26 protein-coding genes and 1 pseudogene are annotated in these 25,599 nt (G+C 73.7%); 8 read left to right on the top strand and 19 right to left on the bottom strand.

The window, feature by feature from the left end; translation table 11 throughout:
- Nucleotides 1-52 precede the first annotated feature (52 nt).
- The 7 genes from ACZ6J5_RS22930 to ACZ6J5_RS22900 form a co-directional block, all read right to left on the bottom strand.
- On the bottom strand, nucleotides 53-943 hold the full coding sequence (locus ACZ6J5_RS22930) for a S1 family peptidase (RefSeq protein ID WP_469394322.1): 891 nt from the start codon (nucleotides 941-943) through the stop codon (nucleotides 53-55).
- A 332-nt stretch (nucleotides 944-1,275) separates the two neighbouring features.
- Complete coding sequence (locus ACZ6J5_RS22925; protein ID WP_469394320.1) at nucleotides 1,276-2,073, bottom strand: DUF1684 domain-containing protein; 798 nt, start codon at nucleotides 2,071-2,073, stop codon at nucleotides 1,276-1,278.
- A gap of 24 nt (nucleotides 2,074-2,097) precedes the next feature.
- Nucleotides 2,098-3,081, bottom strand: coding sequence for an ABC transporter substrate-binding protein (locus ACZ6J5_RS22920; protein ID WP_469394318.1), 984 nt, complete (start codon nucleotides 3,079-3,081; stop codon nucleotides 2,098-2,100).
- A gap of 109 nt (nucleotides 3,082-3,190) precedes the next feature.
- Nucleotides 3,191-3,982 (bottom strand): amino acid ABC transporter ATP-binding protein, encoded by a 792-nt coding sequence (locus ACZ6J5_RS22915; protein ID WP_469394317.1) that lies wholly within the window; start codon nucleotides 3,980-3,982, stop codon nucleotides 3,191-3,193.
- Nucleotides 3,979-4,878 (bottom strand): amino acid ABC transporter permease, encoded by a 900-nt coding sequence (locus tag ACZ6J5_RS22910; protein WP_469394315.1) that lies wholly within the window; start codon nucleotides 4,876-4,878, stop codon nucleotides 3,979-3,981. Before ACZ6J5_RS22910 ends, ACZ6J5_RS22915 begins: the two co-directional genes overlap by 4 nt.
- A gap of 83 nt (nucleotides 4,879-4,961) precedes the next feature.
- On the bottom strand, nucleotides 4,962-6,884 hold the full coding sequence (locus tag ACZ6J5_RS22905) for an FAD/NAD(P)-binding protein (protein ID WP_469394313.1): 1,923 nt from the start codon (nucleotides 6,882-6,884) through the stop codon (nucleotides 4,962-4,964).
- The gene (locus ACZ6J5_RS22900) at nucleotides 6,881-7,732 is read right to left on the bottom strand and encodes an amino acid ABC transporter permease (protein WP_469394311.1); all 852 of its coding nucleotides are present in this window, start codon (nucleotides 7,730-7,732) and stop codon (nucleotides 6,881-6,883) included. Before ACZ6J5_RS22900 ends, ACZ6J5_RS22905 begins: the two co-directional genes overlap by 4 nt.
- A gap of 415 nt (nucleotides 7,733-8,147) precedes the next feature.
- On the opposite strand from ACZ6J5_RS22900, the gene ACZ6J5_RS22895 reads away from it, so the two are divergent.
- A complete protein-coding gene (locus tag ACZ6J5_RS22895) occupies nucleotides 8,148-8,627 on the top strand; it encodes a GNAT family N-acetyltransferase (protein ID WP_469394309.1) in 480 nt (159 codons plus the stop codon).
- Complete coding sequence (locus ACZ6J5_RS22890) at nucleotides 8,624-9,598, top strand: ABC transporter substrate-binding protein (protein WP_469394307.1); 975 nt, start codon at nucleotides 8,624-8,626, stop codon at nucleotides 9,596-9,598. Before ACZ6J5_RS22895 ends, ACZ6J5_RS22890 begins: the two co-directional genes overlap by 4 nt.
- A gap of 101 nt (nucleotides 9,599-9,699) precedes the next feature.
- Here ACZ6J5_RS22890 and ACZ6J5_RS22885 read toward each other — a convergent pair whose 3' ends face one another.
- Entirely contained in the window at nucleotides 9,700-10,935 is a 1,236-nt protein-coding gene (locus tag ACZ6J5_RS22885) for a DUF5685 family protein (protein ID WP_469394305.1), read from the bottom strand.
- A 287-nt stretch (nucleotides 10,936-11,222) separates the two neighbouring features.
- On the opposite strand from ACZ6J5_RS22885, the gene ACZ6J5_RS22880 reads away from it, so the two are divergent.
- A complete protein-coding gene (locus ACZ6J5_RS22880) occupies nucleotides 11,223-11,660 on the top strand; it encodes a cell division protein SepF (protein ID WP_469394303.1) in 438 nt (145 codons plus the stop codon).
- Nucleotides 11,661-11,699: 39 nt separating this feature from the next.
- Here the strand turns inward: ACZ6J5_RS22880 and ACZ6J5_RS22875 are convergent, their stop codons facing one another.
- Nucleotides 11,700-13,415 carry an MFS transporter gene (locus ACZ6J5_RS22875; protein ID WP_469394301.1) on the bottom strand — a complete coding sequence of 572 codons (1,716 nt, stop codon included), beginning with the start codon at nucleotides 13,413-13,415 and terminating at the stop codon, nucleotides 11,700-11,702.
- 413 nt (nucleotides 13,416-13,828) lie between these two features.
- Here ACZ6J5_RS22875 and ACZ6J5_RS22870 point away from each other — a divergent pair, with 413 nt between their 5' ends.
- Nucleotides 13,829-14,833: a phosphatase PAP2 family protein gene (locus tag ACZ6J5_RS22870; RefSeq protein WP_469394299.1), complete on the top strand. Its 1,005-nt coding sequence runs from the start codon at nucleotides 13,829-13,831 to the stop codon at nucleotides 14,831-14,833.
- Nucleotides 14,834-14,906: 73 nt separating this feature from the next.
- On the opposite strand, the gene ACZ6J5_RS22865 is transcribed toward ACZ6J5_RS22870, so the two are convergent.
- The 4 genes from ACZ6J5_RS22865 to ACZ6J5_RS22850 form a co-directional block, all read right to left on the bottom strand.
- On the bottom strand, nucleotides 14,907-15,098 hold the full coding sequence (locus tag ACZ6J5_RS22865; RefSeq protein ID WP_469394297.1) for an I78 family peptidase inhibitor: 192 nt from the start codon (nucleotides 15,096-15,098) through the stop codon (nucleotides 14,907-14,909).
- Nucleotides 15,099-15,313: 215 nt separating this feature from the next.
- Complete coding sequence (locus ACZ6J5_RS22860; RefSeq protein WP_469394295.1) at nucleotides 15,314-16,300, bottom strand: helix-turn-helix transcriptional regulator; 987 nt, start codon at nucleotides 16,298-16,300, stop codon at nucleotides 15,314-15,316.
- 118 nt (nucleotides 16,301-16,418) lie between these two features.
- Complete coding sequence (locus tag ACZ6J5_RS22855; RefSeq protein WP_469394293.1) at nucleotides 16,419-17,696, bottom strand: glycosyltransferase; 1,278 nt, start codon at nucleotides 17,694-17,696, stop codon at nucleotides 16,419-16,421.
- Between the two features lie 211 nt (nucleotides 17,697-17,907).
- Nucleotides 17,908-18,429, bottom strand: a complete 522-nt coding sequence (locus ACZ6J5_RS22850) for a LysM peptidoglycan-binding domain-containing protein (protein WP_469394291.1) — start codon at nucleotides 18,427-18,429, stop codon at nucleotides 17,908-17,910.
- A 195-nt stretch (nucleotides 18,430-18,624) separates the two neighbouring features.
- Between ACZ6J5_RS22850 and ACZ6J5_RS22845 the strand changes: the two genes are divergently transcribed.
- Nucleotides 18,625-19,407 (top strand): hypothetical protein, encoded by a 783-nt coding sequence (locus ACZ6J5_RS22845; RefSeq protein WP_469394289.1) that lies wholly within the window; start codon nucleotides 18,625-18,627, stop codon nucleotides 19,405-19,407.
- Between the two features lie 167 nt (nucleotides 19,408-19,574).
- On the top strand, nucleotides 19,575-19,820 hold the full coding sequence (locus tag ACZ6J5_RS22840; RefSeq protein WP_469394287.1) for a hypothetical protein: 246 nt from the start codon (nucleotides 19,575-19,577) through the stop codon (nucleotides 19,818-19,820).
- A gap of 88 nt (nucleotides 19,821-19,908) precedes the next feature.
- Here the strand turns inward: ACZ6J5_RS22840 and der are convergent, their stop codons facing one another.
- From der to ACZ6J5_RS22810, 6 genes and pseudogenes are all read right to left on the bottom strand, one after another.
- Complete coding sequence (gene der, locus ACZ6J5_RS22835; RefSeq protein ID WP_469394285.1) at nucleotides 19,909-21,375, bottom strand: ribosome biogenesis GTPase Der; 1,467 nt, start codon at nucleotides 21,373-21,375, stop codon at nucleotides 19,909-19,911.
- Nucleotides 21,376-21,445: 70 nt separating this feature from the next.
- Nucleotides 21,446-22,090 carry a lysophospholipid acyltransferase family protein gene (locus tag ACZ6J5_RS22830; protein ID WP_469394283.1) on the bottom strand — a complete coding sequence of 215 codons (645 nt, stop codon included), beginning with the start codon at nucleotides 22,088-22,090 and terminating at the stop codon, nucleotides 21,446-21,448.
- On the bottom strand, nucleotides 22,087-22,761 hold the full coding sequence (cmk, locus tag ACZ6J5_RS22825) for a (d)CMP kinase (protein ID WP_469394281.1): 675 nt from the start codon (nucleotides 22,759-22,761) through the stop codon (nucleotides 22,087-22,089). Before cmk ends, ACZ6J5_RS22830 begins: the two co-directional genes overlap by 4 nt.
- Before the next feature lie 133 nt (nucleotides 22,762-22,894).
- The gene (locus ACZ6J5_RS22820; RefSeq protein ID WP_469394279.1) at nucleotides 22,895-23,983 is read right to left on the bottom strand and encodes a prephenate dehydrogenase; all 1,089 of its coding nucleotides are present in this window, start codon (nucleotides 23,981-23,983) and stop codon (nucleotides 22,895-22,897) included.
- Nucleotides 23,980-24,171, bottom strand: a pseudogene (locus ACZ6J5_RS22815) (chorismate mutase); the annotation flags it as partial. The gene ACZ6J5_RS22820 and the pseudogene ACZ6J5_RS22815, both read right to left, overlap by 4 nt.
- Nucleotides 24,172-24,235: 64 nt before the next feature.
- A complete protein-coding gene (locus tag ACZ6J5_RS22810) occupies nucleotides 24,236-24,679 on the bottom strand; it encodes a YidB family protein (RefSeq protein ID WP_469394277.1) in 444 nt (147 codons plus the stop codon).
- Nucleotides 24,680-24,799: 120 nt separating this feature from the next.
- Between ACZ6J5_RS22810 and ACZ6J5_RS22805 the strand changes: the two genes are divergently transcribed.
- Nucleotides 24,800-25,135, top strand: coding sequence for a DUF952 domain-containing protein (locus tag ACZ6J5_RS22805; RefSeq protein ID WP_469394275.1), 336 nt, complete (start codon nucleotides 24,800-24,802; stop codon nucleotides 25,133-25,135).
- A 44-nt stretch (nucleotides 25,136-25,179) separates the two neighbouring features.
- A complete protein-coding gene (locus ACZ6J5_RS22800; protein WP_469394273.1) occupies nucleotides 25,180-25,599 on the top strand; it encodes a Rieske (2Fe-2S) protein in 420 nt (139 codons plus the stop codon).

Here is a 25,599-nt window from a genome sequence, read left to right as displayed (position 1 = left end):
GGAGGGGGGTGCCCCCGACGCGTCCGCCGGGGGCACCGAAGGGGCCGGGGGCTCAGTAGACGCTGACCCCGTAGGCGCTCAGCGCCTCGGTCACCGGCTGGAAGAAGGTCGTCCCGCCGGAGCTGCAGTTGCCGCTGCCGCCCGAGGTGAGGCCGATGGCGCGGCTGCCCGAGTAGAGCGGGCCGCCGGAGTCGCCGGGCTCGGCGCAGACATTGGTCTGGATCATGCCGTAGACGATGTCGCCGCCGCCGTAGTTCACGGTGGCGTTGAGGCCGGTCACGGTGCCGCCGTGGGTGCCGGTGGTGGAGCCCCGGCGGGTGACCGACATGCCGACCGTGGCGTTCGCGGCGCTGGTGATGTCCACACTGCCGACCGAGCCGGACTTGGTCACCGAGGCGTTGGTGTAGCGCACGATGCCGTAGTCGTTGACGGGGAAGCTGGACCCGCTCGTGGTGCCGAGGACGGTGGTCTTCGCGGAGTCGGCCCACCAGGTGCCGGCCCCGTCGGTGCAGTGCCCGGCGGTCAGGAAGTAGTAGTTGCCGGCGCTGTCCCTGACGTTGAAGCCGAGCGAGCAGCGCCAGCCGCTCGCATAGATCGCGTCGCCGCCGGAGATCAGCTTGCTGAACTTCCCGGCGGTGCGCTCGACGCGCAGCGCGCCCGCGTTGCTCCCGGCCTGGCGCTTGATCCGGGCTATGTCGGCCGCCGAGACGGTGGAGTCGGCGGTGACCACCACCGTCTTCGTGGCCGGGTCGACGCGCCAGGCGGTGCCCGCGACGTCGGCCGCGAGGACGGCGTCGCCCGCGGCGGTGAGCTGGGTGGCGCTGAAGGGGCCGGGCACGCCGGTGGGGGCGGCGCTGGCGGCCGGGACGGCGAACGCCGCGGCGGCGGCCAGGCCGGTCGCGACGGCGAGCATCCGGACGGTTCTCGTGGGGGTGGTGCGCATGGTCCTCACTTCTCGTTCCTCCCGAGGGGAATCGGGGGCCCGCAGTGGGGTGTCGGGCCCGTGAGGCGCGGCCCAGGGCCGGCGCTGTGGGGGAGTCTCGGGGCCGCCCCCCGACCACACAAGGGCACCTTTCGGCCGTGAAGGCTTCAACCGCCTTACGGATCAAGCGAGTTGAAGACGCCCCAAGAACGATTCAAGGGCGATTCAAGAACGGGTCGAGGACGGGTCGAGGACGGTCGGGGACGGTCGGGGACGGTCGGGGACAGACGGAAGGGCGGCCCCCGGAGTCGTGACTCCGGGGGCCGCCCTCACCGTGCGGACAGGGCTCCCGCTCAGCCCTCGACCAGCCGCCGCTCCCCCGCCGCGACCGCCGTGTCGAGCGTGTTCCCCGGCGGCGGGAAGGGGCAGATGAAGTGCGCGGCGAACGCGCAGGGCGGCAGCAGCGCCCGGTTCAGGTCCACGGTCACCGAACCGTCCGCCGCCGGAGCCGGCGGCCGCAGGAAGCGGAAGCGGAAGCTGTCCCGCCCGCTGGTGGCGTCCGCGAAGACCGCCCAGAGGGTGCCGTCCGCCTCCACCGCGACCTGGAGGGTGTGCTCGGCTCCGTGCAGGTCGAAGACCAGTTCGCCGGCGAGACCGAGCCCGCGCTCCCTGCCGTCCGCGTTCTCCACCCGGACGTGCCGCTCCTCGGCGTACGGACGGAACACGCCCGGCCGCACCCATGCCTCGTCGTACGGGGTGGCCTCGATGCCCCGGAAGGCCTGCCGGGCCTCCGCGTCCGGGTCGAAGTCCCGTACCGCCCACTCCCCTTCGCGGCGCAGCACGACCAGCCTGCGGTCCCCCGCCGCGACCCGCGACTCGTGGATCGGGCCGTGGTCGGCGCCCAGCCGGACGGTGCCGGCGAGCGGCTTGCCGTCGACCGTCAGCGCGTCCTCGGCGGCGGCGGTGAGGACCACGTCGTCGCCCTCCGCGCGCCACTCACCGGGAACGGCCGGAATTCGCCCCTCCGGGTAGTCCGAGAGCCAGTGGGTGCCCGTCAGCGAGAGCGGCCCGTAGGAGGAGGCGACCGCCGCCTCCCGCTGCTCGTGCCAGTGCTGCCAGTCCTGCTGGTCCTGCGATGCGTCCGTGCTCATGGTGGGAAACCTTTCCATACCGGGTCAGTTCTTGGTCCGGGGCAGGCCGGGCGGGTTGATCTCGGAGCCGGTCACGGCCTCGCTGCTCAGCCCCCAGCGCTTGAGGACCTGGCCGTAGGTGCCGTTCTCGATGATGTGGTTCAGCGCCTCGGCGTAGGCGCCGACGAGTCCGCTGTCCTTCTTGGTGGTGGCGGCGATCTTGCCCTGGAGGCCGTCGCCCGCGCCGGAGAACTTGCCGACGATCTCGGTCTGCCCGGCGGCGGCCACGTGGTAGGCGGCGCTCGGGTTGGGGCCGAGGTAGGCGTCGATGCGCCCGGACTGGAGGGCCAGGTAGTAGTCGGAGACGTTCTGGAAGTACTTGATGTCGACCGGCTCGCGGCCCGCCTGCTCGTTCTCCTTGCTCCAGTCGACCAGGATCTTCTCCTGGTTGGTGCCGGAGCCGACCGCGACGGTCTTGCCCGCCACGTCGGCCGGGCCCTTCACCTTCCAGCCGGAGCCCTTCTTCGCCTCGAAGGCCAGGTCGTCGAGGCGGTACGTGGCGAAGTCGTACTTGTCCTTGCGCTCCTCGGTCACGGTGACGTTGGAGAAGACGCCGTCGAACTTGCCGCTGTCCAGGCCGACGAAGAGGTTCTCCCAGGAGACGGCGGAGAACTCGGGCTTCACGCCGAGGGTGTCGGCGACCAGGGTCGCGAGGTCCAGCTCGACGCCGATGAGGGTTCTGTCGTCGGTGGCGTAGAAGCCGAGCGGCGGGGCGCTGCCGGTGGAGACGCCCAGCGAGAGCGTGCCGCGCTTGCGCACGGCCTCGGGCAGCTTGGCCGCGATGGCGTCCACCTTGGCGGTGTGGATGCGCTTCTGGTCCGGGCCCAGGTTGATCGAACTGCCCGTGCCCTTCTGGCCCTTGGGCGCGACCTGGTCGGTGGCGGCGTCGGTGGCGCCGCAGGCGGTGAGCGAGGCCAGGGCGGTGAGCGAGGCGAGCGCGACGGCGAGCGGACGGCGGCGTACGGACATGACGGGACTCCCGGTGTCGTAGGGGGTGATCGGCGATCGGCGATCAGGAAGCGAGGAAGGGGCAGAAGGAACGGAAGAAGCGGAAGGGGCAGAAGGAACGGAAGAGAGCTCAGAGGACCTTGGAGAGGAAGGAGCGGGTGCGCTCGTGCCGGGGGTTCTCCAGCACCTCGGCCGGCGGGCCCTGCTCGACGATGCGGCCCTCGTCCATGAAGACGACCGTGTCGGCGACCTCACGGGCGAAGCCGATCTCATGGGTGACGACGATCATGGTGGTGCCGGAGGCGGCCAGGTCCTTGATGACGTCGAGCACCTCGCCGACCAGCTCCGGGTCGAGCGCGGAGGTCGGCTCGTCGAAGAGCAGCAGGCTCGGTTCGAGGGCGAGCGCGCGGGCGATGGCGACCCGCTGCTGCTGCCCGCCGGAGAGCTGCTTCGGGTAGGCCTTCGCCTTGTCGGCGAGTCCGACCCGTTCGAGCAGGGCGAGGGCCGTGGCCTCGGCGTCCTTGCGGGGGCGCTTGAGGGCGGAGACGGGCGCCTCGACGATGTTCTCCAGGACGGTGAGGTGCGGGAAGAGGTGGAAGTTCTGGAAGACGAAGCCGATCCGGGTGCGCTGCTTGAGGATCTCGCGCTCGCGCAGCTCGTAGAGCTTGTCGCCGGAGCGGCGGTAGCCGACCAGGGTGCCGTCGACGCTGATGGAGCCGCTGTCCACCTTCTCCAGGTGGTTGATGGTCCGCAGCAGGGTGGACTTGCCGGAGCCGGAGGGCCCGAGGATGACGGTGACCTCGCCGGGGCGCACGTCGAGGTCGATGCCGCGCAGCACCTCCAGGGAGCCGAAGCTCTTGCGTACGGACCGGATCCGGACCTTGGTGTCGGACTGCTCGGCGGTGGCGGTGGCGGCGCTCATCGGGTGCTCCCCTTCGCGTAGTGACGTTCGACGTAGTGCTGGACGATGGAGAGCGCCGTGGTGAGCAGGATGTACCAGGCGGTGGCGACCATCAGGAGCGGGACGACCCGGCCGTTGCGCCCGTAGACGACCTGGACCTGGTAGAAGAGCTCGCCGATCGCCATGACGGAGACGATCGAGGTGCCCTTGAAGAGCGAGATGATCTCGTTGGCAGCGTTGGGCAGGATCGAGCGCATGGCCTGCGGGAGCACGATCCGGCGCAGCTGGCGCAGCCGCGGGATGCCGAGCGAGGCCGCGGCCTCCAGCTGGCCGCCGTCGACGGAGAGGACTCCGCCTCGGACGATCTCCGCCGCGTAGGCCGCCTGGTGCAGCGCCAGGCCGAGGACGGCGGCGCTCATGGCGCCGACCAGGCCCATGGTGTCGAAGGAGAAGAAGCTCGGCCCGAAGGGGATGCCGAAGCTCAGCTCCTTGTAGAGGTAGGCCAGGTTGAACCAGAAGAGCAGCTGGACGATGAGCGGGATCGAACGGAAGGCCCAGATGTAGCCGAAGGCGACGGCCTTGAGGAAGGGGCTCGCGGACAGGCGCATGAAGGCGAGCACGATGCCGAGGGCGAAGCCGAGGGCGGTGCCGTAGAAGGTCAGCTGGAGGGTGACCCAGACGGCCTTGAGGATGGCGTCGGCGGTGAAGAAGCGGGCGAAGACCTCCCACTCCCAGCCGGGGTTGGTGATCAGCCCGTTGAGGAACTGGGCGAGGACGACGGCGGTGGCGACGACCGCGACCCAACGCCAGGGGTGGCGTACGGGCACGACCTTGAGCGCGGCGGAGTCGTCGGCGACGGCTTCGGCGCCGGTCTTTCTGGGGGGCGCGTCGACGGGAGGATCGCTGGTGAGAGACATGGCGGTACCTCGGTACGTGAGGAGGACGGAGGCGGTACGGGAGGGCCTGCGGACGGGTGGCGGTACGGGCGGGCGGCGGGCGCTCAGCGCGCGGACACCGGCTCGGGCGCGGGATCGGGCACGGACACCGGCTCGGACACCGGCTCGGGCTCGGGCTCGGAGGCGGGCCCGGCTGCGGGCCCGGCCGCGGGCCGCGGACAGGACAGGTCCCGCAGCAGGGCAAGCGCGGTCCGGGCGGTCCGGTCGTTCTGCGCGAAGGCGAAGCCGCCGGTGCGCGGCCGGGTGAAGGCGCCGCCGGCCCGGGCGGTGGTGTGCGGGCCGAGCGCGAAGTGCCTCGGGTGCGGGCGCCCCTCGCGGTCCAGCACCCGGCCGTCGCCGGGGTCGACGGCGAGCAGTCCGGCCTCGGTGGCCTGGGCCCCGGCCTCGTACAGCGCGCGCAGCAGCGGGCTGCCGGTGAGTTCGAGGGTCGGGTCGGGCAGCCGGGCCTCGACCAGGGCACGGGCCTCGGTCCACTCCCCCGGCAGGCTCGCGGAGCGGGCGCGGAAGACGCCGCGCTCCTCGTCGGTCTCGACGGTGACGTCCGCGCCGAGGAAGCGGACGAGTCCGGCGTCGGAGAGCGCGAGGAGCTGGCGCAGCCGGGGGCCGGGCGGGCCGGAGGCGAGGTAGCTGAAGAAGCCGTGCCACCAGTTGCCGGGGTCGCCGATGTCGCCGAGGCGCAGCAGCTGCCCGTAGACGGAGAGGACGGCGCCGAAGACGGCGAGGTCGGAGCTGTGGGCGGGGTCGTGGCGGCGGTCGAGGTCGGCGGCTATGTAGGCCCGCAGCCCGTCCTGGAGGCTCTGGTCGGAGCCGTGCCGGACACCGGCGAGCGGGTGGTCGAGGGCGTCGAGGTCGAGCCGGTCGGCCGGGTCGGGCACGGCGGCGGCGACGAGCGCGTCGAGTTCGGGCGAGCGGGGCGGGGCGGCGGCGTACCGCTCCTCGAAGTCGGCCCAGGGGAGGGCGGTCCGCTCGGGGTGGGCGCCGAAGAGGCGGTGGTAGTGGGCCCAGCCGAGCTCCTTGTCGACGAGCGGCCAGACGTCCCGGCGGAAGTCGACGGCGCCGGGCCGGGCGAGCAGGCCGTCCACCTCGGCGGGGCCGAAGAAGCGGGGCAGCGGCGGGCGTTCGCCGTCGAGCTCGTAACCGATCTTGGAGTGGTACGGGACGCCCCGCCGCGAGCCGACGTGCAGCACCGGCTCGCGCCCGGAGGGCCGGTAGACGAGCCGGCCGGAGCCGTCGCCCTCCCCGTCCGCCTCTTCGTAGGAGCCGCCGCGGCCCTCGGTGAGCAGCACCATGAGGTCGATGAAGGCGAGGCCGAAGCCTCGGACCAGGACGGGTTCGCCGGCGGGCAGCGCGGACAGGTCGCTGTCGGCGGTGAAGTCGGGCGGCAGGTGGACGAGGCCGTGCCGGGCGGCGAAGTCGCCGAGCTCCCGCTGCCGGGGGTCGGGGCGGGCTTCGAGGTGGCCGAGGGCGAGGACGACGAGGTCGGCGGTGAGCGGCACGGCGTGGCCGTCGAGCCAGACCCGCTGCCGCCCGTCGCGGGGGCCGGTGACGCGCAGGGCGGTGGTGGGGTGTTCGTGGACGGTGACGGTGGCGGGCAGTTCGGCGCGGGCGCGCTCGTAGACCCAGCGCAGGTAGGCGCCCTGCTGCGGGCGGCTGGGGAAGGTGCGGCCGTCGAGGCCGGCCCATTCGGCGAGGGTGGGTCCGGGGCGGACGGGGCCGTCGAGGGCGACGGTCTCGTCGGTGAACATGGTGACGTCCTCGGCCTGGGAGTTCATCCAGAGCAGCGGGGACTGGGAGGTGCGCCAGATCCGGCCGCCGCCGGGCGGGTGCGGGTCGACGAGGTGCAGGTCGAGGGGGCGGTCGCCGTACAGCTCGGGGAGGTTGGCGGCGAGCCGTTCGAGGAAGCCGGTGCCGCGGGGCCCGGCGCCGACGACGACGATGGAGCGGCGTTCGGTGGCGGGACGGTTCATCGGGCACCCGCCGTCCCTCGGGCGTAGTGCCGCTCGACGTAGTGCTGGCCGACACTGAGGACGGAGGTGACGAGGACGTACCAGAGGGTCGCGACGAGGAGCATCGGGACGACCTGGTAGGTGGCGTGGTAGACGAGCTGGACGGAGTAGAGCAGGTCCTGGACGGCGATGACGGAGACGATCGACGTGCCCTTGAGGGTGCCGATCAGCATGTTCCCGGCGGGCGGCACGATGGCGCGCATGGCCTGCGGGAGCACGATCCGGGTGAGCCGGCGGACGCGCCCGAGGCCGAGCGACTGGGCGGCCTCGATCTGGCCTCGGTCGACGGAGAGGATGCCGCCTCGGACGACCTCGGCGGCGTAGGCGGCCTCGTGCAGGGTGAGGCCGATGACGGCGACGGAGACGGGGCCGAGGAGGTTGACGGTGCTGACGCCGAGGATCGTCGGGTAGAGCATCCCGAAGTTGAACCAGAACAGCAGCTGGACCAGGATCGGCGTGGACCGGAAGAACCACACGTATCCCCAACTGACCGAGCGGAGCACGGGGTTGGTGGAGAGCCGCATCACGGCGAGCAGGGTACCGAGGACGAAGCCGAGGGCCATCACGACGGCGGTGAGCCACAGCGTGAGCCCGAGCCCGCGCAGTACGGACGCGGAGGTGAAGTAGGCGGCGACCACGTCCCACTGGAAGGCGCGGTTGGTGGCGACGGAGATCAGGCCGAGCGCGACGAGGGCGAGGACGGCCGCGGCGGCGGTCCACTGGCCGGTGCGGCGGGCGGGGACGATGCGCGGCGCGGGTTCTTCGTCGGGCGGGGCGGCGACGGGGGTCTTGGTGAGGATCGCGGACATGGCGAAGGCTCCGTGGATTCCAAGGACGGATCGAACACGGGAGTGCGCCTTCACGCGCGGTGAGCCGCGGATCCGAGCCCCTCAGCACGGTCCGCTCCTTCAACGTAGTCGGCGGGCACGGACCGCTGTCAAGTCCGTCCGCAGTGTGAGCTGTTCGTCTCATCCCGGTTGACGGGGAAACGGATGCCTGTTCCACTTGGGCCATGAATCCGCAGCAGTGGCTGGTCACGCGCTCCCACATCGACTTCGGTCGCGTGTGGTCCTCTTCCTGTTGAGCCGACCCCCTGCTTCGCCCTGCCCGCGTGCTGTTGTCCCGCGGCGCCTTCACCTCCGCACGACCGTGAGTGCCTGAGCTCGACTCCCCTCGTCCTGCCCCGCCCTTCGCCTTTTTCCCTACTTGTTCCGTAGGAAATCCATGACCTTCGCGTTGTCCGTGCACCGGACCACGACCACCGACCCGTTGGCGCGCCCGCTCCTCGACGAGCTGGCGTACGAGTACGAGACCCGGTACGGCTCCTCGGAGGACCTGAGCCGCTATCCGGCGGAGGAGTTCGCCCCGCCGAGGGGCGCGTTCCTGCTGCTCCTGGAGCAGGGCCGGCCCGTCGCGGGCGGCGCCTACCGCCGCTACGACGAGCACACCGCCGAGCTGAAGCGGATCTGGACCCACTCGGCGCACCGCAGGCGCGGTCTCGCCCGCCGGGTCCTGACCGCCCTGGAAGACGAGGCCGCCGAGCGCGGCTACACCCGGATCTACCTGACCACCGGTCCGCGCCAGCCCGAGGCCAAGGGCCTCTACCTGGCGACCGGATACCGCCCCCTCTTCGACGTCGCCGCCGACCCCGAGTCCATCGGGCCGCTGCCGTTCGAGAAGTACCTGGAGAGCCCGAAGCCATGAAGATCCAGCGCACCGCGCGCACCCGGCGCGCCACCGCCCTGCTCGCCCTGACCGCCGCGGCCGGCCTCGCCCTCACGGCCTGCGGCTCCGGGGAACCGGTGACCGCTCCGGCCGGCGCGACCGGGAAGGGCGGCGCCCAGGCCGCGCTCCCGACGGAGGACGTGACGGCGGGCGTCACGAAGAACGAGGCGGCGGCGAAGCTGCTGCCCGCCGACGTGAGACAGCGGGGCAAGCTGACCCTGGCCACCTCGGTGGGCACCCCGCCGAGCTCGGCCTACCTGCCGGACGGCAAGACCGTCGTCGGTCTGGACGCCGACTTCGCGCAGGCGGTGGGCAAGGCGCTCGGCCTGGAGGTGAAGACCGAGCTGGCGGGCTTCGAGGTGATCCTGCCGGCCCTGGGCAGCGGCAAGTACGACATCGGCATGGGCAACTTCGGCGTGACGGAGGAGCGGCGCAAGACGATCGACTTCGTCACGTACATCAACGACGGGCAGGGCTTCGCGGCCCGCGCCGACTCGAAGCTGTCCGGCATCACCGACCTCACCCAGCTCTGCGGCCTCAAGGTGGCCACCGGCGCGGGCACCACCTTCGAGCGGACCCTGGAGAAGAACAAGGACCGCTGCGCGGCGGCCGGCGAGAAGCCGTACGAGGTGAACGTCTTCGCCGACACCACCGCCGCCTGGCTGGCGCTCCAGCAGGGCCGCAGCGAGGTGCTGATGAGCACGATCAACGGCATCCGGTACGCGGTGACCCAGCAGCCGGGCACGAAGTTCCTCAACGAGTACCGGCGCCTCGACGTCGGCTTCGCCTTCAAGAAGGGCTCGGAGCTCCCGCCCGCCTTCCAGGCCGCGGTGAACGGGCTGAAGGCGGACGGGACCTACGACCGGATCCTGAAGAAGTGGGGCGTGTCCGCCTCGGGCATCGCCGAGTCGCGGATCTCGCCGCCGGAGATCCCGGCGCCGACCAGGTGACCCCCGCGCCGGCCGAGTGACCCCGGTGCCGGCCGAGTGACCCGCCGGCCGTCGGACCCCGCCGCACCGGGGCCCGACGGCCGGTGCGGAACCGGCGGCCGTCAGCCGTCGCAGGGACAGCAGCAGTCGCAGCCGTCACAGCCGCCGCAGTCGCCGTTGCAGTCGCACCTGTGGCAGCAGCCCTCGCGCCTCTTGCGGGACCAGGGGCCCTCGTACTTCTCGGCGCAGCACATCTGGCAGGTGCAGAACAGCCAGGTGAAGGCGGCGCACCCGGCGAGGAAGCCGCGCGGCTCGGGCTTGTGCGCCCCGCCGCCACCGCCTCCGCCGCCCAGCGGCGGCATCCCGCCCGGACCGCCGGGGCCCGCCGGGCCGCCCGGCTTGGCGAACGGGTCGCCCGTTCCGTACGGGCCGGGCTGGGCGTACGGGTTCCCGGGCACCGGCTGGTGCGGCTGCCCCGGCCCTGGCGCCCCGTGGGAGCAGCTCGTCGTGCCGAAGGCGCGGTCGACGGAGGTGCGCAGCTCGTGCGCGAGCAGTACGTGGGCGAGCCGCCCGTCGGCGAACTCGGCGTCCTTGAGCGCGAGCCGGATGCCGTGCAGCGCGTCGTCGGCGAGCCGGCGGGCCTCCGCGCGAGAGGTGCCGGTGGCGGTCAGCGGGTTCCAGGCCCCGGCGGCGGCGTCGGCGCTCTGGTCCTCGACGGCGTCCAGCAGATGGGCCAGGCGTCCGAAGAGGCGTCCGGCCTCGGCGAGCGGCGCCGCGTTGTCCGGGCGCCCGGCGAGGACGGCGGTGTGCGCGAAGGCGGCGGCGGTCGCGGTCTCGGTCGGCTCGGTGACGGTGAGCAGCGGGGTGCCGGGCCCGGCGAGCGCCTCGATGCCGGCCTGCCGGTCGACGGCGTCGACCAGGACCGCGGTGTCGAAGCCGAGCTCCCGGCCGGTGCGAGCGCCGGCCCGGTCCCAGGACCGGGCGACCCGGCGGGCGGCGGCGGCGACCGGGCGGCGGGCCAACAGGCCGTCCCGGTCGGCGACGTGGTCGCGGACCTTCGCGGAGGCGAGCACGAGCGAGACGGCGGCGGCGAGCCGCGCGCCCTCGCCCCGGGCGACGGGCGCGGTGCGCAGGGCGCGCAGCGCGCAGGGCCCCGCGGTGCGGCGGCCGGCCGGGGTGGCGCCGGTCTGAGCCTCCGTCAGAACCGAGACGATCAGGCCGTCGTAGTTGGTGACCACCCGGGCGAGCTGCCCGTGGTCGGCGCGAAGTGCCAGGCAGAGGCCGCAGAGATGGGCCATCCACTCGGTCTTGAGCCCCTCGGCGAGGCGGTGCGAGCAGGGTCTGACCATGCCGAACAAGACGTTCTCCCCCGTGGTTGCCGGGCGCGACGGTTCACCCGTACGCCCCTGTCGTCACCCTTCCGGACCGACATTCGTATTTTAAGTTGCGCACCCCGGGCCGAGCCCCTGTCAGCCCGTCGATACCGCAAGATTCCTGACGATTCGCCAGTTTTCGGACCCGGCGTTCTGCACCAGTACCGTCACGAATCCCCTGCGCGCCGACTATCCACTTGGCGCGCGATCCGCATCATGGACCACGATAGGGATTGCGGAACCACAAGTGACCGCGCTGAAAGGAGGCGTCCATGGGATCGGTGCGCAAGGCGAGTGCCTGGCTGGGACTCGTCGAGGACAACGACGAGCGTTACTACGACGACGAGTACGCCGACGGTGCCGAGAGCACCGGCGACGCCTGGGTGACGGACCCGCGGGTGCGGGTGGCGACCGACACGGCGCAGGAGCAGGGCCGTCGGATCGCCACCGTCTCGCCCGACGGGTTCCGGGACGCCCGGGGCATCGGCGAGCTCTTCCGGGACGGCGTCCCGGTGATCGTGAACCTGACCGCGATGGAGCCGAACGACGCCAAGCGCGTGGTCGACTTCGCCGCCGGTCTCGCCTTCGGCCTGCGCGGCTCGATCGAGCGGGTGGCCACCCGGGTCTTCCTGCTGACCCCGGCCGACACCCAGATCGTCAGCGGCGAGTCCGCCGGCCGCTCGCAGGGCGGCTTCTTCAACCAGAGCTGAACCCGGCCGCGCCTCGGCTCCCTCCGGCCCGGTCCCGCGTCAGGACCGGGGCCGGGCCGAGCCGGCCGGTTCCGCGGGCTCCCGGCTGCCGGGCACCTTCGCGGTCCCCGCCACCGGCTCCGTCCGGTCCGCGCCGGCCGCCGGCTCCACGGCCTCCGCCGGCTCCACGGCCTCCGCCGGCTCCGCGCCTTCGGGGCCGTCGGCCCGCTCCGGGTCCGCGGCGCACTCCATCACCCTCGGCAGCCGCAGGGCCATCAGCGCCCCGAGCAGCAGCAGCCCGGCGCTCACGAACAGGGTCACGTGCAGGCCGTTCACGAAGGCGTGCCGGGCCGCGTGGTGCAGGGTCTCCCCCGCCGGACCGCCGAGCCGGGCCGCCACCTGATAGGCCTCGCCGAGCGAGTTCGCGGCGGCGTCCGTCGCCTCCACGGGCACCCCGGGCAGCCCGCTCAGACCGGGCCCGTAGGCCGCGTTCATGACACTGCCGAGCAGCGCGATGCCCATGCCCGCGCCGAGCTGGTACGAGGTCTCGCCGATCGCCGCCGCCCCGCCCGCGCTGTCCGCGGGCGCCTCGCTGAGCATCGACTCGTACGCCGAGAAGAGCGTGGTCTGGAGCCCGAAGCCGAGCATCACGAAGCCGACGGTGAGCAGCAGCGGCCGGTCGTACTGCCCCATGAGGACCAGCAGCAGCACCGCGGCGGCGGTCAGCACGAAGCCCCAGCCGACCATCCGGCGCGGCCCGAGCCTGCGCAGCGTGTACGAGCCGGTGGCGCCGGCGGCCATGGCGGCGAAGGTCAGCGGCAGCAGCCGCAGCCCGGTCTCCAGGGGGCTGAGTCCGAGGATCAGCTGGAGGTACTGGACGGCGATCAGCTCCAGGCCGACCAGGGCCAGCATCCCGAGCACGATGCAGCCGACCGAGGTGGTGAAGGCCGGGCGGGAGAAGAGCCGCATGTCGATCAGCGGGTGGGCGCGCCGCTTCTGCCGCCGTACGAAGAGGATCAGCAGCGCGGCGCCGATCAGCAGCGGGCCGAGGGTGGCGGGGGCGAGCGGCGGGTCGCCGGCGCCGAGCCGCTTGACGCCGAGGACGGAGCCGAGCACGCCGGCGGCGGCCATCAGCGCGCCGAGCACGTCCCAGGGGCCGTCGCCGCCGCCCTTGGACTCGGGCAGCAGCCAGCGGCCCAGCGGGAGGATCAGCGCCATCAGCGGGATGTTGATCAGGAAGACCGAGCCCCACCAGTAGTGCTCGACCAGGAAGCCGCCGAGCACCGGGCCGGTGGCGGCGCCGATGGCGGCGACCGCCGTCCAGACGGCGATCGCGGTGGCCCGCTCGCGCCGGTCGGGGAAGACCGTGCGGAGGATCGAGAGGGTGGCGGGCATGATCATCGCGCCGCCGGTCCCGAGCAGGGCGCGGGCGGCGATCAGCACCTCGGGGGTGGTGGCGAGCGCGGCGACCGCGGAGGCGACGCCGAACAGCGCGTAGCCGAGGAGCAGCACCCGTCTGCGGCCGACCCGGTCGCCGAGGGTGCCGAAGAGGATCAGCATCGAGGCGCAGATCAGGGGATAGGCGTCGACGATCCACAGCAGCGCGGTGGAGCTGGGCCGCAGGTCCTCGGTGAGCGAGGGGACGGCGACGTGCAGCACGGTCGAGTCGAGCGCGACGAGCAGCAGGCTCACGCAGAGGACGACGAGGACGAGCCAGCGGTTGGCGCCGCCGGCAGCGGTTCGGAGCCGCGCTCCGGCCGTGTTCGTCCGCGTCATGTACGTACCTCCCAGTGAAGCCCTCGCGCTCGGCGGGCACCTGCCGGGGCCGGACCCCGCGGCGGCCCGGCATCGACGGGCGAGCGACCGTCAGCGTACGCGAGTTCAAGGCCCGAGCGCGTGGCGCAGCTCTCACCACGGCGGGCCGCGCGGTGTGGCGTACGCCACTCGGCCCCCACCGCGCGCCGTCTGGAATTCCGCGCGGAAGGACGCCCTGCCAATTGCCCCGGTATTCTCCGGGCCTTCAAACAGACTTCCGCAAACAGGGGCTCGGCAATAGGGCAGAAGGTCATCGGATTTTCCGACGGGCGACGGGAACAAACGCGCACCTGAGAGCAACTCCACATCACATCGTCATCACGAAGAGACCGGAACGACCAAGGTCGCTACTCACTCCCTGTAACGTCGATTGGGTGCGTACCGACATCTTTGCCCGGCTGGACCGGGAGCCGGAACCGCCGAAGATAGAGGTCCCGCGGATGACCCGCACGCGTCTCGCCCTCTTCGGCGGGACGCTGGCGTTCTATCTGGCCATCGTCGTCGCCGTGCTGCTGTCGACCTGGCTGGTGACCCTCGACTGGAAGATCATGCTCTTCCGGCCCTATCAGCAGTGGCCTGAGCTGCACGCCTTCCTCGACTACTACGTCGTCCTCGGCCAGCGCGGTCCCACCGCGGTGATGGTGGCGGCCTGGCTGGGCTGGCGCTCCTGGCGCCAGCACACGCTGCGCCCGCTGCTCTCCCTCGGCGCCGCGCTGCTCCTCCTCAACGTGACCGTCGGCGCGGTCAAGCTCGGACTCGGCCGCCTCGGCCCCCACTACGCGACGCAGGTCGGCTCCGCCGAGCTCTTCGCGGGCGGCGATATATTCCCGTCCGGGCACACCGCGAACGCGGTCGTGACCTGGGGCATCCTGGCCTACCTCGCGACCACGCCGAGGGCCCGGCGCTATCTGTCGGCCCTGTCGGCCGTGGTCGCCCTCGGGGTCGGCCTCACCACCGTCTACCTCGGCACCCACTGGCTCAGCGACGTGCTGCTCGGCTGGGCCGCGGGCCTGCTGATCCTGCTGGCGCTGCCCTGGTGCGAGCCGGTGATCGCGGTGGCCGAGGCCTGGATCCTGGACCTGCGGGACCGGCTGCGCGAGCAGCTTCGGGCCCGCCGGCGGCTGGTCCCCTCGCTGCCCGTCGCGGCCGGCGGACCGGTGTCCGGGCTCTTCCCGCAGCGCCCCACGGCCGACGGGGAGCCGGTCCGGGAGAAGATCGGCGCCGGTTCCGGGCGGGCGGCCACGGGCCGCGCGGCCGGGCTGCCGAACCCGCCGCTCGCGCCCGCCCGCCCGCACCACGCGGTGCGCTCGGAGCGCGCCCCGGCCGGTCCGGCGGGCAGCCGCCGCCCGGCGCACTCACGGCCGGTCACCGGCGGCTGAGCCGCCGCACACCATGACGGAGGGCCCCCGCCGATCCCGGCGGGGGTCCTCCGTCATGGTGGCGCCGCGCGCGTCAGCCGAGCCAGGCGCGGGTGACGACCTCGTCCTCGACCTCGAAGTTGATGCGCCCGGCCAGGTACTCCATGGTCACGATGGAGCCCGGCGGCAGGCGCCGGACGACGCGCCAGCCCCTGTTCCGGGCGATCCGCTCGGCGGTGTCGGCGCCGAGCCCCACATACGTTTCGGGTGCGTGTTCGGGTGTCATACAGCTCACGTTAGTCCCTTGCCGGTCACGCTTGTGTCACAGGTTCTCGACATATGTTTGACAGGGACCCGATCGTTCGCACGGACGGTTTCCGGCTGCTCATCCGGCTTTTATCGGCCCTTCTCCGGAATTCCCCCGCGACCCCCTCCGCCGGGAATTCCGGGGCATCCGCCCACATGGGCGGCTTTCACAATTCCCGCGCACCGCGCACACACTCACGCGTCGGCCGCCGGAGCGGCTCCCGGCCGGTCGAGGGCCCGGGACAGCCGGTCCCTGAGCACCCGGACCCGGTCGGCCAGCTCCGGCGGGTCCACCACCTCGAACTCCAGGCCCATCATCGAGACGTGGACGACCATCACCTCCAGGCTGTGGGCGCCGGTGCGCAGCAGGCAGGCGGCGTCCCCGTCGGGTGTCAGGACCCCGTCGGCCGGCCCGACCACCCCCGCCGCCTCGGCGAGCGGCACGTGCAGCCGGACCGTCGCCTCCGTCGCGTACACCGCCGTGGACACGCCCTTCGAGACATAGGCGGCCAGGTCCTCGGCGGGCGGCTCGCGGGGCGGGAAGCGGGGGCCGTGCGGCGGCTTCGGCTCGATCCGGTCGGCCCGGAAGGTGCGCCAGTCGTCCCGGTCGACGTCCCAGGCCACCAGATACCAGCGGCGCTCGCTGCACACCAGCCGGTGCGGCTCGACGGTCCTGCGGGTGGTGGCCCCGCCGTGGTCGCGGTACGCGAAGCGCAGCCGCTCGGCGTCCCGGCAGGCGTGCGCGAGCTCGGTGAGCACCGCCGGGTCGATCCGGTCGCGCGGGGTGCGCAGCATCGGGACGGTGTACGCGGTCAGGGCGCTCACCCGGCGCCGCAGCCGGCCCGGCAGCACCTGCTCCAGCTTGGCGAGCGCGCGCACCGAGCTCTCGCCGATGCCCTCGACGCCCTGGCCCGCGGCGGCCCGCAGGCCGACGGCGACGGCGACCGCCTCCTCGTCGTCGAGCAGCAGCGGCGGCAGCTCGGCGCCCGGCCCGAGCTGGTAGCCGCCGCCGGTGCCGGGCGTGGCGTTCACCGGGTAGCCGAGCTCGCGCAGCCGGTCGACGTCCCGGCGCACGGTCCGGGAGGTCACGCCGAGCCGCTCGGCGAGATCGGCCCCGGACCATTCCCGGTGGGCCTGGAGCAACGAGAGCAGACGCAGCAGCCGCGCGGAGGTCTCCAACATGCGGCCGAGTCTGCCAGCCCTCGCGGACAGCCACGGTCCGCGATCCGGGGCGGTCCGGGGCGAGTACGGGGCGAGTGCGGGGCCGGGGACGCCGGTACGGGGCCGGGGGCCGGTCGCGTCAGCGCAGGCGGCGGACCAGCCGGCCCGCGCGGGCCTTCGCCCCGTAGACCGCGTCGAGGACGCTGCCGACGGCGCGGTGCGCGGCCGCCCCGGCCCGCCCGTGGGCGCGGGGGCGGGCGGCGGGCGCGGCGGCGAGTTCGGTCCAGATCGCCTCGTGGCGGGCGGCGATCCGGGCCGGGTCGTAGCGCTCGGCGGAGGCCAGCGCCGCCTTCGCCGCGCGGGCCCGCCCCTCGTCGTCGTTGATGAGCGCCAGCAGCGCGGCGGCGACCGCCGCGGTGTCGTCGACGGGGACCAGCCGCCCGTCGACGCCGTCCTCGATGATCTCGCCGGGGCCGTGCGGGCAGTCGGTGGAGACGACCGGCAGGCCGCAGCGCATGGCCTCGACGATGGTCATGCCGAAGGACTCGCGCCGGGAGGTGACGGCGGCGAGCGAGCCCTTGGCCCACTCCGGCTCCATCGGATGCGCGGTGCCCATCAGGAAGACGTGCCCGCCGAGGGAGCGGCGCTCGATCTGCCGGGCCAGCGTCTTCCTCAGGTTGTCGGAGGCGTCGCCGGTGCCGTAGATGCGCAGCTTCCAGTCGGGGCGCGCGGCGGCCACGTCGGCGAAGGCGTCGATCAGCAGGTCGTACCGCTTGACCGGGGTGAGCCGCCCGGCCGCGACGACCACCTTGGCGGCGGGGTCGGCGGGCGGCACGGCCGGCACGGGCACGCTGTTCGGGACGGCGTCGACGCGGACACCGGGCAGGCCGAGCGCCCGGTAGGCGCGGGCGTCGGCCTCGGTGACGGTGGTGACGGCGTCCAGCAGCGCGTACTCGTGCGCGATGTCGCGGCGCAGCCGGTAGGCGTGCCCGTCGAGGATCAGGTGCTCCTGCCCCACGAGCACCGGCCCGCGCGGGGCCTGGCGGACCAGCTGCACGTTGAGGCCCGGCCGGGTGGCGACCAGCACGTCGGCCTCGACCGAGGCCAGGTGCGCGCCGATCCTTGTGTCGGTGAGGGCGCTGTACTGCTTCCAGCGCCCGTCCCCGCGCGGGAACACCCGGGCGGGCCGCCGGAAGTCGGGGTGCTCCCCGTCGTACCCCGGGCTCTTCTTCCGCAGGTCGACGAGGTGACGCAGCGTCACTCCCGAGGGGAGGCCGAGGATCGGCTCGTCGCGGTGCCGGAACACCGAGACGATCTCCACCTCGTGACGGGCCGCCAGCTCGGCGGCGAGCGTGAACGTCGCCCGGATCGTGCCGCCGATGTGGTAGCCGTTGTGGAGCAGGAAAGAGATGCGCATGAAGCTGCCGGTTCCCCCCGGTCAAGTGCGTGGTCGGGGCGACTGTACTGTGCCCGGCGCGGAGCGGCCCACCGCCGGAGGGGTGGGCGGTGAGCCGCGTATCGGAAGCGCGTCGCGGCAACCGGGACCTGTACTTCCAGAGTGTGCCGATCCGGTGCACAGCGCAAGAAAGTCGACGTGTCGGGCGGCGCTCCCGGCCCGGCGCCCGGCGCTACGGCAGCCGCAGCAGGGTGCCCGTCATCAGCCGGTCCGGGTCGTCCCCGACCGCCGCGCGGTTCGCCGCGTACAGCGCCTCCCAGCCGCCCTTCACGGCGAAGCGGCGGGCGATCGAGCTGAGGGTGTCGCCGGGCTGCACCACGTGCGCGCGCCCGCTCAGCCCGTACCGCTTGGAGCAGACCGGCCAGGCGCTCCAGCCCTGGACCCGCAGGACGTCCTCGGCGACGGAGATCTGCTGCGCGCGGGTGGCGAGGTCGGCGCGCCGGGCGTAGCGGGTGCCGCCGAACTCGCGCCAGGTCGGCGGCCAGAACTGGAGCCCGCCGTAGAAGCCGTTGCCGGTGTTCGCCGCCCAGCGCCCGCCGCTCTCGCACTCGGCGACGCAGCCCCACGGCCACTGGTCCTGTACGCACGCCTCGACCGGCGAGGGTGCCGCCGCCGCGGTGTCGGCGACCGTCCCCGGGACGAGGAGCGCGGCGGCCAGGACGGCACCGGCCGTCGCATATCGGATCTTCGACATCGGCGCAGGCTAGGCACGTGCCGAGGCGGCCCGGCCGGTGCCGCGCGGAACACCGTTCACATCCCACCCGGTCGGCGTCACGCAAGTTGCCGGGCGCCCGCGCGTGACCCCGGCCGAGCCTTGCCCGTTGAAGTCGGCATGAGACGCCCGGGAACCGCCCGGCCGTCGCCCGTACCGAGTTCCAGGGAGCCCCCCGTGCCGCGACTGCTCGACGTCAGCGAGGACGTACGCGCCGAGATCGGCGACGAAGAAGCCGACCGGCTGCTCGCCGGCGACAACGCCCCGGGCAGCTACGACTGCACCTCCTGCCGTACGCCGGGCGATTCCGAGCAGGAGCGCACCAGCACCGTGCTGTTCGTCGGCGACGAGACCGCCGTCCTCGCCTTCGCCCACGCCAGCTGCATCCCGTCCCAGGTCGTCCGGGTCGAGGAGGCGCAGCTCCAGGGCGCGGTGGCGTCCATCGCGGCGGCCGACGCCGCCGACTCGCTGGCCGTGGCCCACCCGGAGCAGGCGGTGCTGGGCGTCACCAGCGGCCTGGTGCTGATCGAGGGCGAGCTGCACCCGGCGCTGGTCGTGGAGCCGACCGCCCCGGTGGCCCGGCCCGGCTCGGAGGGGCTGGTGGACGAGTTCCTGCCGCTGCTGGCGGAGCAGGGCTTCCAGCCGGTGTCGGACATGAACGTGAAGCCGGCCCCGCTGCCGGGCTGGTCGGTGCTGGTGGCCATGGGCCAGCTGCACTCGGTGCTCCAGCCGGGCCCCGGCGGCGCCGGTCAGGCCGCCTGGTGGCAGGCGCACCAGCCGCTCCAGGTCACCGAGGGCTGGCGGGCCGCCGCCAACAAGTCGCACACGGTGCTGGTGTTCGCCGCGCCGGTCGGCTCGATCGGGCAGCAGCCGCGCGAGGACCTGCTCCGGGACGCCCTGGAGAAGGCCGCGGCGAACGGGCGTCTGGTGGCCGCCGCCATGCCGCTGGCGGGCACGTGAGGGAGGACCGGCCGGCCATAGGGCCGGCGCGCGTGCCGGCGGTGCCTCGGCCGAGGCGGGCTCCTCTTTCCGAGGGGCGCCCGCATCTCACGGACGGCGGGGTCGTTGGCACCTACGTGCACCCATACGACCCTTTCCGCCAGCAGTATCCGAGTCCGATCCCGTCCATGCGTCCGGCGCAGGACGTGTCGGCGGGCCAGTCGGCGACGCCGATCTACGACGCCCTGTACTCCGAGTACCGCCGTACCTTCCGCACGCTGCCGGGCGACCGCAGCGGCGAGGAGGAGCTGGCCTTCCGCGCCTTCGGGGCGGGCGGGTACGGGCAGGCGTACGGCCAGGGCCACCACGGGCAGCACCGGCATACGGGCTGGTCGGCATACGCGCTGCCACCGGGGCCCCGGGCCGGCATGTAGCGGACGGCGGGGACGCCGGGACGGACGGCGGAGGGCCGGGGCGCGATCGCCCCGGCCCTCCGCCGTTCACCGTTCGCCCATCCGGGCCCTACTGCTTCTTGCTCGCCTTGGCGTTCTTGCCGCGCTTCTCGCGGACCCGCACCGAGATGTGGATCGGGGTGCCCTCGAAGCCGAACTCCTCGCGCAGCCGGCGCTCGACGAAGCGGCGGTAGCCGGCCTCCAGGAAGCCGGAGGCGAAGAGCACGAAGCGCGGCGGCTTGGTGCCGGCCTGGGTGCCGAAGAGGATGCGGGGCTGCTTGCCGCCGCGGATCGGGTGCGGGTGGGCCGCGACGATCTCGCCGAGGAAGGCGTTCAGCCGGCCGGTGGGGACGCGGGTCTCCCAGCCGGCGATGGCGGTCTCGATGGCCGGGACCAGCTTGTCCATGTGGCGGCCGGTCTTGGCGGAGACGTTCACCCGGGGCGCCCAGGAGACCTGCTGCATCTCGGTCTCGATCTCGCGCTCCAGGTAGTAGCGGCGCTCCTCGTCGAGCTCGTCCCACTTGTTGTAGGCGATGACGATGGCGCGGCCCGACTCGACCGCCATCGTGATGATGCGCTGGTCCTGGACGGAGATGTGGTCGGTGGTGTCGATGAGGATGACGGCCACCTCGGCCTTCTCGACGGCGGCGGCCGTGCGCAGGGAGGCGTAGTAGTCCGCGCCCTCCTGGAGGTGCACCTTCTTGCGGATGCCGGCCGTGTCGACGAACTTCCAGGTCTTGCCGCCGAGCACGATCAGCTCGTCGACCGGGTCGCGGGTGGTGCCCGCGAGCTCGTTGACGACCACGCGGTCCTCGTTGGCGACCTTGTTGAGCAGGGAGGACTTGCCGACGTTCGGGCGCCCGATCAGGGCGATCCGGCGCGGGCCGCCGATGGCGTTGCCGAAGCGCTGCTCGGGGGCCTCGGGCAGGGCCTCCAGGACGGCGTCCAGGAGGTCGCCGGTGCCGCGGCCGTGCAGCGAGGAGACCGGGTAGGGCTCACCGAGGCCGAGGGACCACAGGGCGGTGGCGTCGGCCTCGCCGGACTGGCCGTCCACCTTGTTGGCGGCGAGGACGACCGGCTTGCCGGAGCGGCGCAGCAGCCTGACGACGGCCTCGTCGGTGTCGGTGGCGCCGACGGTGGCGTCCACGACGAAGAGGCAGGCGTCGGAGGCCTCGATGGCGTACTCCGCCTGGGCGGCGACGGAGGCGTCGATGCCGAGGACGTCCTGCTCCCAGCCGCCGGTGTCGACGACCTTGAAGCGGCGGCCGGCCCACTCGGCCTCGTAGGTGACGCGGTCGCGGGTGACGCCCGGCTTGTCCTCGACGACGGCCTCGCGGCGGCCGATGATCCGGTTCACCAGGGTCGACTTGCCGACATTGGGACGGCCGACGACGGCGAGGACGGGGAGCGGGCCGTGCCCGGCCTCCTCGATCGCGCCCTCGACGTCCTCGACGTCGAAGCCCTCTTCCGCGGCGAGCTCCATGAACTCCGCGTACTCGGCGTCGCCAAGTGCCCCGTGGTCGTGCTGGTCGTTCATGAAGTCCGTTCCTTGATCATTCGTGGTCGGTGGGTCCCCGGGCGGCGGGGCCCACTACTGAGAGTGTCGCTCAGCGCCCGGTGAGGCGCCTGGCGTTTTTCAGGTGGTCGGTGAGGCGTTCCTGGATCCGGAAGGTCGCCTCGTCCAGTGCCTTGCGGGTGCGCCGGCCGCTTCCGTCGCCCGCGTCGAAGGCGTCGCCGAAGACGACGTCCACCCGGCTGCGCAGCCGGGGCAGCGCCTTGACCAGCCGTCCGGGCCGCTCGGTGCTGCCGAGGACCGCGACCGGGACGATCGGGGCGCCGCTGCGGACGGCGAAGTAGGCGAGCCCGGAGCGCAGCGAGGCGAAGTCGCCCTCGCCCCGGGTGCCCTCGGGGAAGATCCCGAGGACGCCGCCGTGCTCCAGGACGGCGAGGGCGTTGCCGATGGCGGCGCGGTCCGTGCTGTCCCGGTCGACCTTGAGCTGGCCGATGCCCTCAAGGAAGGTGCCCAGCGGCCCGACGAACGCCTCCTTCTTGATGAGGAAGTGCACGGGGCGCGGGGCGGTGCCCATGAGCATGGGGCCGTCGAGGTTGTGCGCGTGGTTGACGGCGAGGATGACGGGACCGGAGGCCGGTACCCGCCAGGCGCCGAGGACGCGCGGTCTCCAGAAGCCGTACATCAGCCCGATGCCGATGCCGCGGCCGACGGCGGCGCCCTTCCCGGAGGGCTCGGTCACTTGGCGGCCGTCCGCTTCTCGTCCACCAGGGTGACGACGCACTCGATGACCTGGTCGAGCGTGAGCTCGGTGGTGTCGACCTCGACGGCGTCCTCGGCCTTGGCGAGCGGGGACGTCTTGCGGCTGGAGTCGGCCGCGTCCCGCTTGATCAGGGCTTCCCTGGTGGCGTGCACGTCGGCGCCCTTGACCTCGCCGGAGCGGCGGGCGGCGCGGGCCTCCGGGGAGGCGGTGAGGAAGATCTTGAGGTCGGCGTCGGGCAGGACGGTGGTGCCGATGTCCCGGCCCTCGACCACGATGCCGTGCTCGGCCCCCTTGGCGATGGACCGCTGGAGCTCCGTGATCAGGGCGCGCACCTCGGGGACGGCGCTGACGGCGCTGACCTTGGAGGTGACCTCCTCGGTGCGGATCGGCCCGGCCGCGTCGAGGCCGTCGACGGTGATGGTGGGCCGGGCCGGGTCGGTGCCGGAGACGATGACGGGCTTGGCGGCGGCGTTGGCGACGGCCTCGGCGTCCTGGACGTCGACGCCGTTGCTGATCATCCACCAGGTGATGGCCCGGTACTGGGCGCCGGTGTCGAGGTAGCTCAGCCCCAGCTTGGCGGCCACCGCCTTCGAGGTGCTCGACTTGCCCGTGCCGGAGGGGCCGTCGATGGCGACGATCACGGTTTCCACGGTGGGGAACGCCTTCCTGGGTGAGCGGGAGGCCCCGGCGGACGTGCGGGGACCCCCACAAGGTTACCGAGTCCCCCGCCCCCGTTCGGCCCAGCGGGCCCCGGAGCCCTCGCGGGGCCCCGGGGAGCCCGGCTCAGCCGGTCCGCAGCGCCCAGCCCCGCTCGCGCAGCGCCTCCGCCAGGGCGGGGGCCGCCGAGGGCTCGACCATGAGCTGGACCAGGCCCGCCTGCTGGCCGGTGGCGTGCTCGATGCGCACGTCCTCGACGTTGACGCCCGCGCGGCCGGCGTCGGCGAAGATCCGGGCCAGCTCGCCGGGCTGGTCGCTGATGAGCACGACGACCGTCTCGTACGAGGTGGGGGCGGCACCGTGCTTGCCGGGGACGCGGGAGCGGCCGGCGTTGCCGCGGCGCAGCACGTCCTCGACGCCGGAGGCCCCGGCCCGGCGCTTGGCGTCGTCGCCGGACTCCAGGGCGCGCAGCGCCCGTACCGTCTCGTCCAGGTCGGCCGCCACGCCCGCGAGGACGTCGGCGACGGGGCCCGGGTTGGCGGACAGGATCTCGACCCACATGCGCGGGTCGGAGGCCGCGATCCGGGTGACGTCGCGGATGCCCTGGCCGCAGAGGCGCACGGCGGTCTCGTCGGCCCGCTCCAGGCGCGCCGCGACCATCGAGGACACCAGCTGCGGGGTGTGCGAGACGAGGGCGACGGCGCGGTCGTGGGCGTCGGCGTCCATGACGACGGGGACGGCCCGGCAGAGCGCGACGAGCTCCAGGGCGAGGTTGAGGACCTCGGTGTCGGTGTCCCGGCCCGGGGTGAGCACCCAGGGGCGGCCCTCGAAGAGGTCGGCGGTGGCGGCGAGCGGCCCGGAGCGCTCCTTGCCGGACATCGGGTGCGTCCCTATGTACGCGGTGAGGTCGAGGCCGAGCTCCTCCAGCTCCCGCTTGGGGCCGCCCTTCACGCTGGCCACGTCGATGTAGCCGCGGCCGAGCCCGGCGCGCATGGCCCCGGCGAGGGTGCCCGCGGTGTGCGCGGGGGGTACGGCGACGACGACGAGGTCCACCGGGCCCTCGGGGGCCTCGTCCGTGCCGGCGCCGAGCGCGGCGGCGGTGCTGGCGCGGGAGGGGTCGTGGTCGCGCAGGTGGACGCGGATGCCCCGGCCGGCGAGGGCGAGCGCCGCCGAGGTGCCGATCAGGCCGGTTCCGATGACGAGCGCGGTTCTCACTGGGCGATGTCCTTGCGCAGGGTGGCCGCGGCGCCGAGGTGGACGTGCGCGATCCGGGACGTGGGCGGCGCCGGCTCGGCGTGCGCGAGGAGCCGGACGACCCGGGGCGTGGCGCCCTGGACGTCGAGCTCCCGGGCGCGGATCAGGGGAACGTCCACGGTCCCGTCACCCCTTCTCGCCTGTGCCGGTGCTCCGGTCAGCCTAGTCAGCCGCCCGGAGCACCGTCGCGGCGCGCCCGCCCTTCGAGACGGTTCAGAGGTTCTGCTGCCGGATCAGGTCCTCCAGCGAGGTGCCCGCCTGGGGCAGGTCGCCGCCGGGCGTCAGCTTGTCGACGGCCTGGGGCAGCGCCTGGGCGAGCTGGTCGGCGGCCTCCTGGGGGCTCACCCCGGCCTGCTCGGCGGCCCGCAGCAGGGCGTCGTCGGGGAGGGCCTCGGCGATCTGGGCGCCGCTGACGGCCTGGTTCTGGCCGGTGCCGATCCAGGACTGGGCCTGGTCGGCGAGGCCGGACCTGGCCAGCATGTCGAGGAGCCCGCCGAGCGGATTGGAGCCGCCTCCGCCGCCTCCGCCCCCGCTCTGGCCGCCGCCGAGCGCGCCGAGGAGGGCGCCGAGGAGGTTGCCCGCGCCGCCGCCGGAGCCGCCGCCCTGGCCGCCGCCGAGGAGACCGCCGAGCAGACTGCCGAGATCGTTTCCCGCCATGGGGGGTGCCTTTCGTTCGAGGAGGGCCCGAGGGGAACACGCCCAATCTCGCCCGTACCGGTGCGTTCCGCCACTCGGGGTAGCGGTCCGGCGCACGGTGCGGCGGGGTACAACTGTCGGATGCTGCTGCACGTCGTACCGCTGGACGCATGGTCCGCCGATCCCTCGCTCCCCTACGCCCCGCCCTCCCTCGCGGCCGAGGGCTTCGTCCACTGCTCCCCGGACGGGCCGGCCGCCCTGGCCATCGCCGACGCCCACTACCGGGACGTGGCCGGCCCGCTCCTGGTGCTGGTGATCGACCCGGCGCTGCTCTCCGGCGAGGTCCGCTGGGAGGGCTCGGAGGACCGGCTCTTCCCGCACGTGTACGGGCCGGTCGAGCGGGCGGCGGTGACGGGCGTCCTGGAGGTGCGGCGGGACGCCGACGGCCGTGCGAGGGAGCTGGCGCCCTGGGCGTAGGCGTGTCGCCGCGCGGGCGGGCGGCGCCCGGCCACCCTGGCCGTATGACCGCAGACTCCCTCCCCCGCCGTTCCGCGCTGTTCGCCGGCGGCGCCGCCCTGGCCGCCGTCTCCGCCGTCTCCGGCTGCGGAGGCGGCTCGGGCGGCGGTGACGGCGGCACGGGCGGCACGTCCTCGGCGGGGCCGCTCGCCCGGACCGCGGACATCCCGGTCGGCGGCGGCACCGTCTTCAAGGACGCGAAGGTCGTGGTCACCCAGCCGTCGGCGGGCGTCTTCAAGGCCTTCTCGGCGGTCTGCACCCATCAGGGCTGCCTGGTCGACCGGGTCGCCGACGGCACCATCGACTGCCCCTGCCACGGCTCGAAGTACCGCGTCGCCGACGGCACCGTGGCGGCCGGTCCCGCGCCCCGCCCGCTGCCCGAGGAGCCGATTAATGTGTCGGCGGGCGCCATCACGCTGGCCTAG

The sequence above is a fragment of the Streptomyces sp. NPDC042100 genome (assembly GCF_055582325.1).
This window is presented reverse-complemented; position numbering and strand designations above follow the sequence as displayed.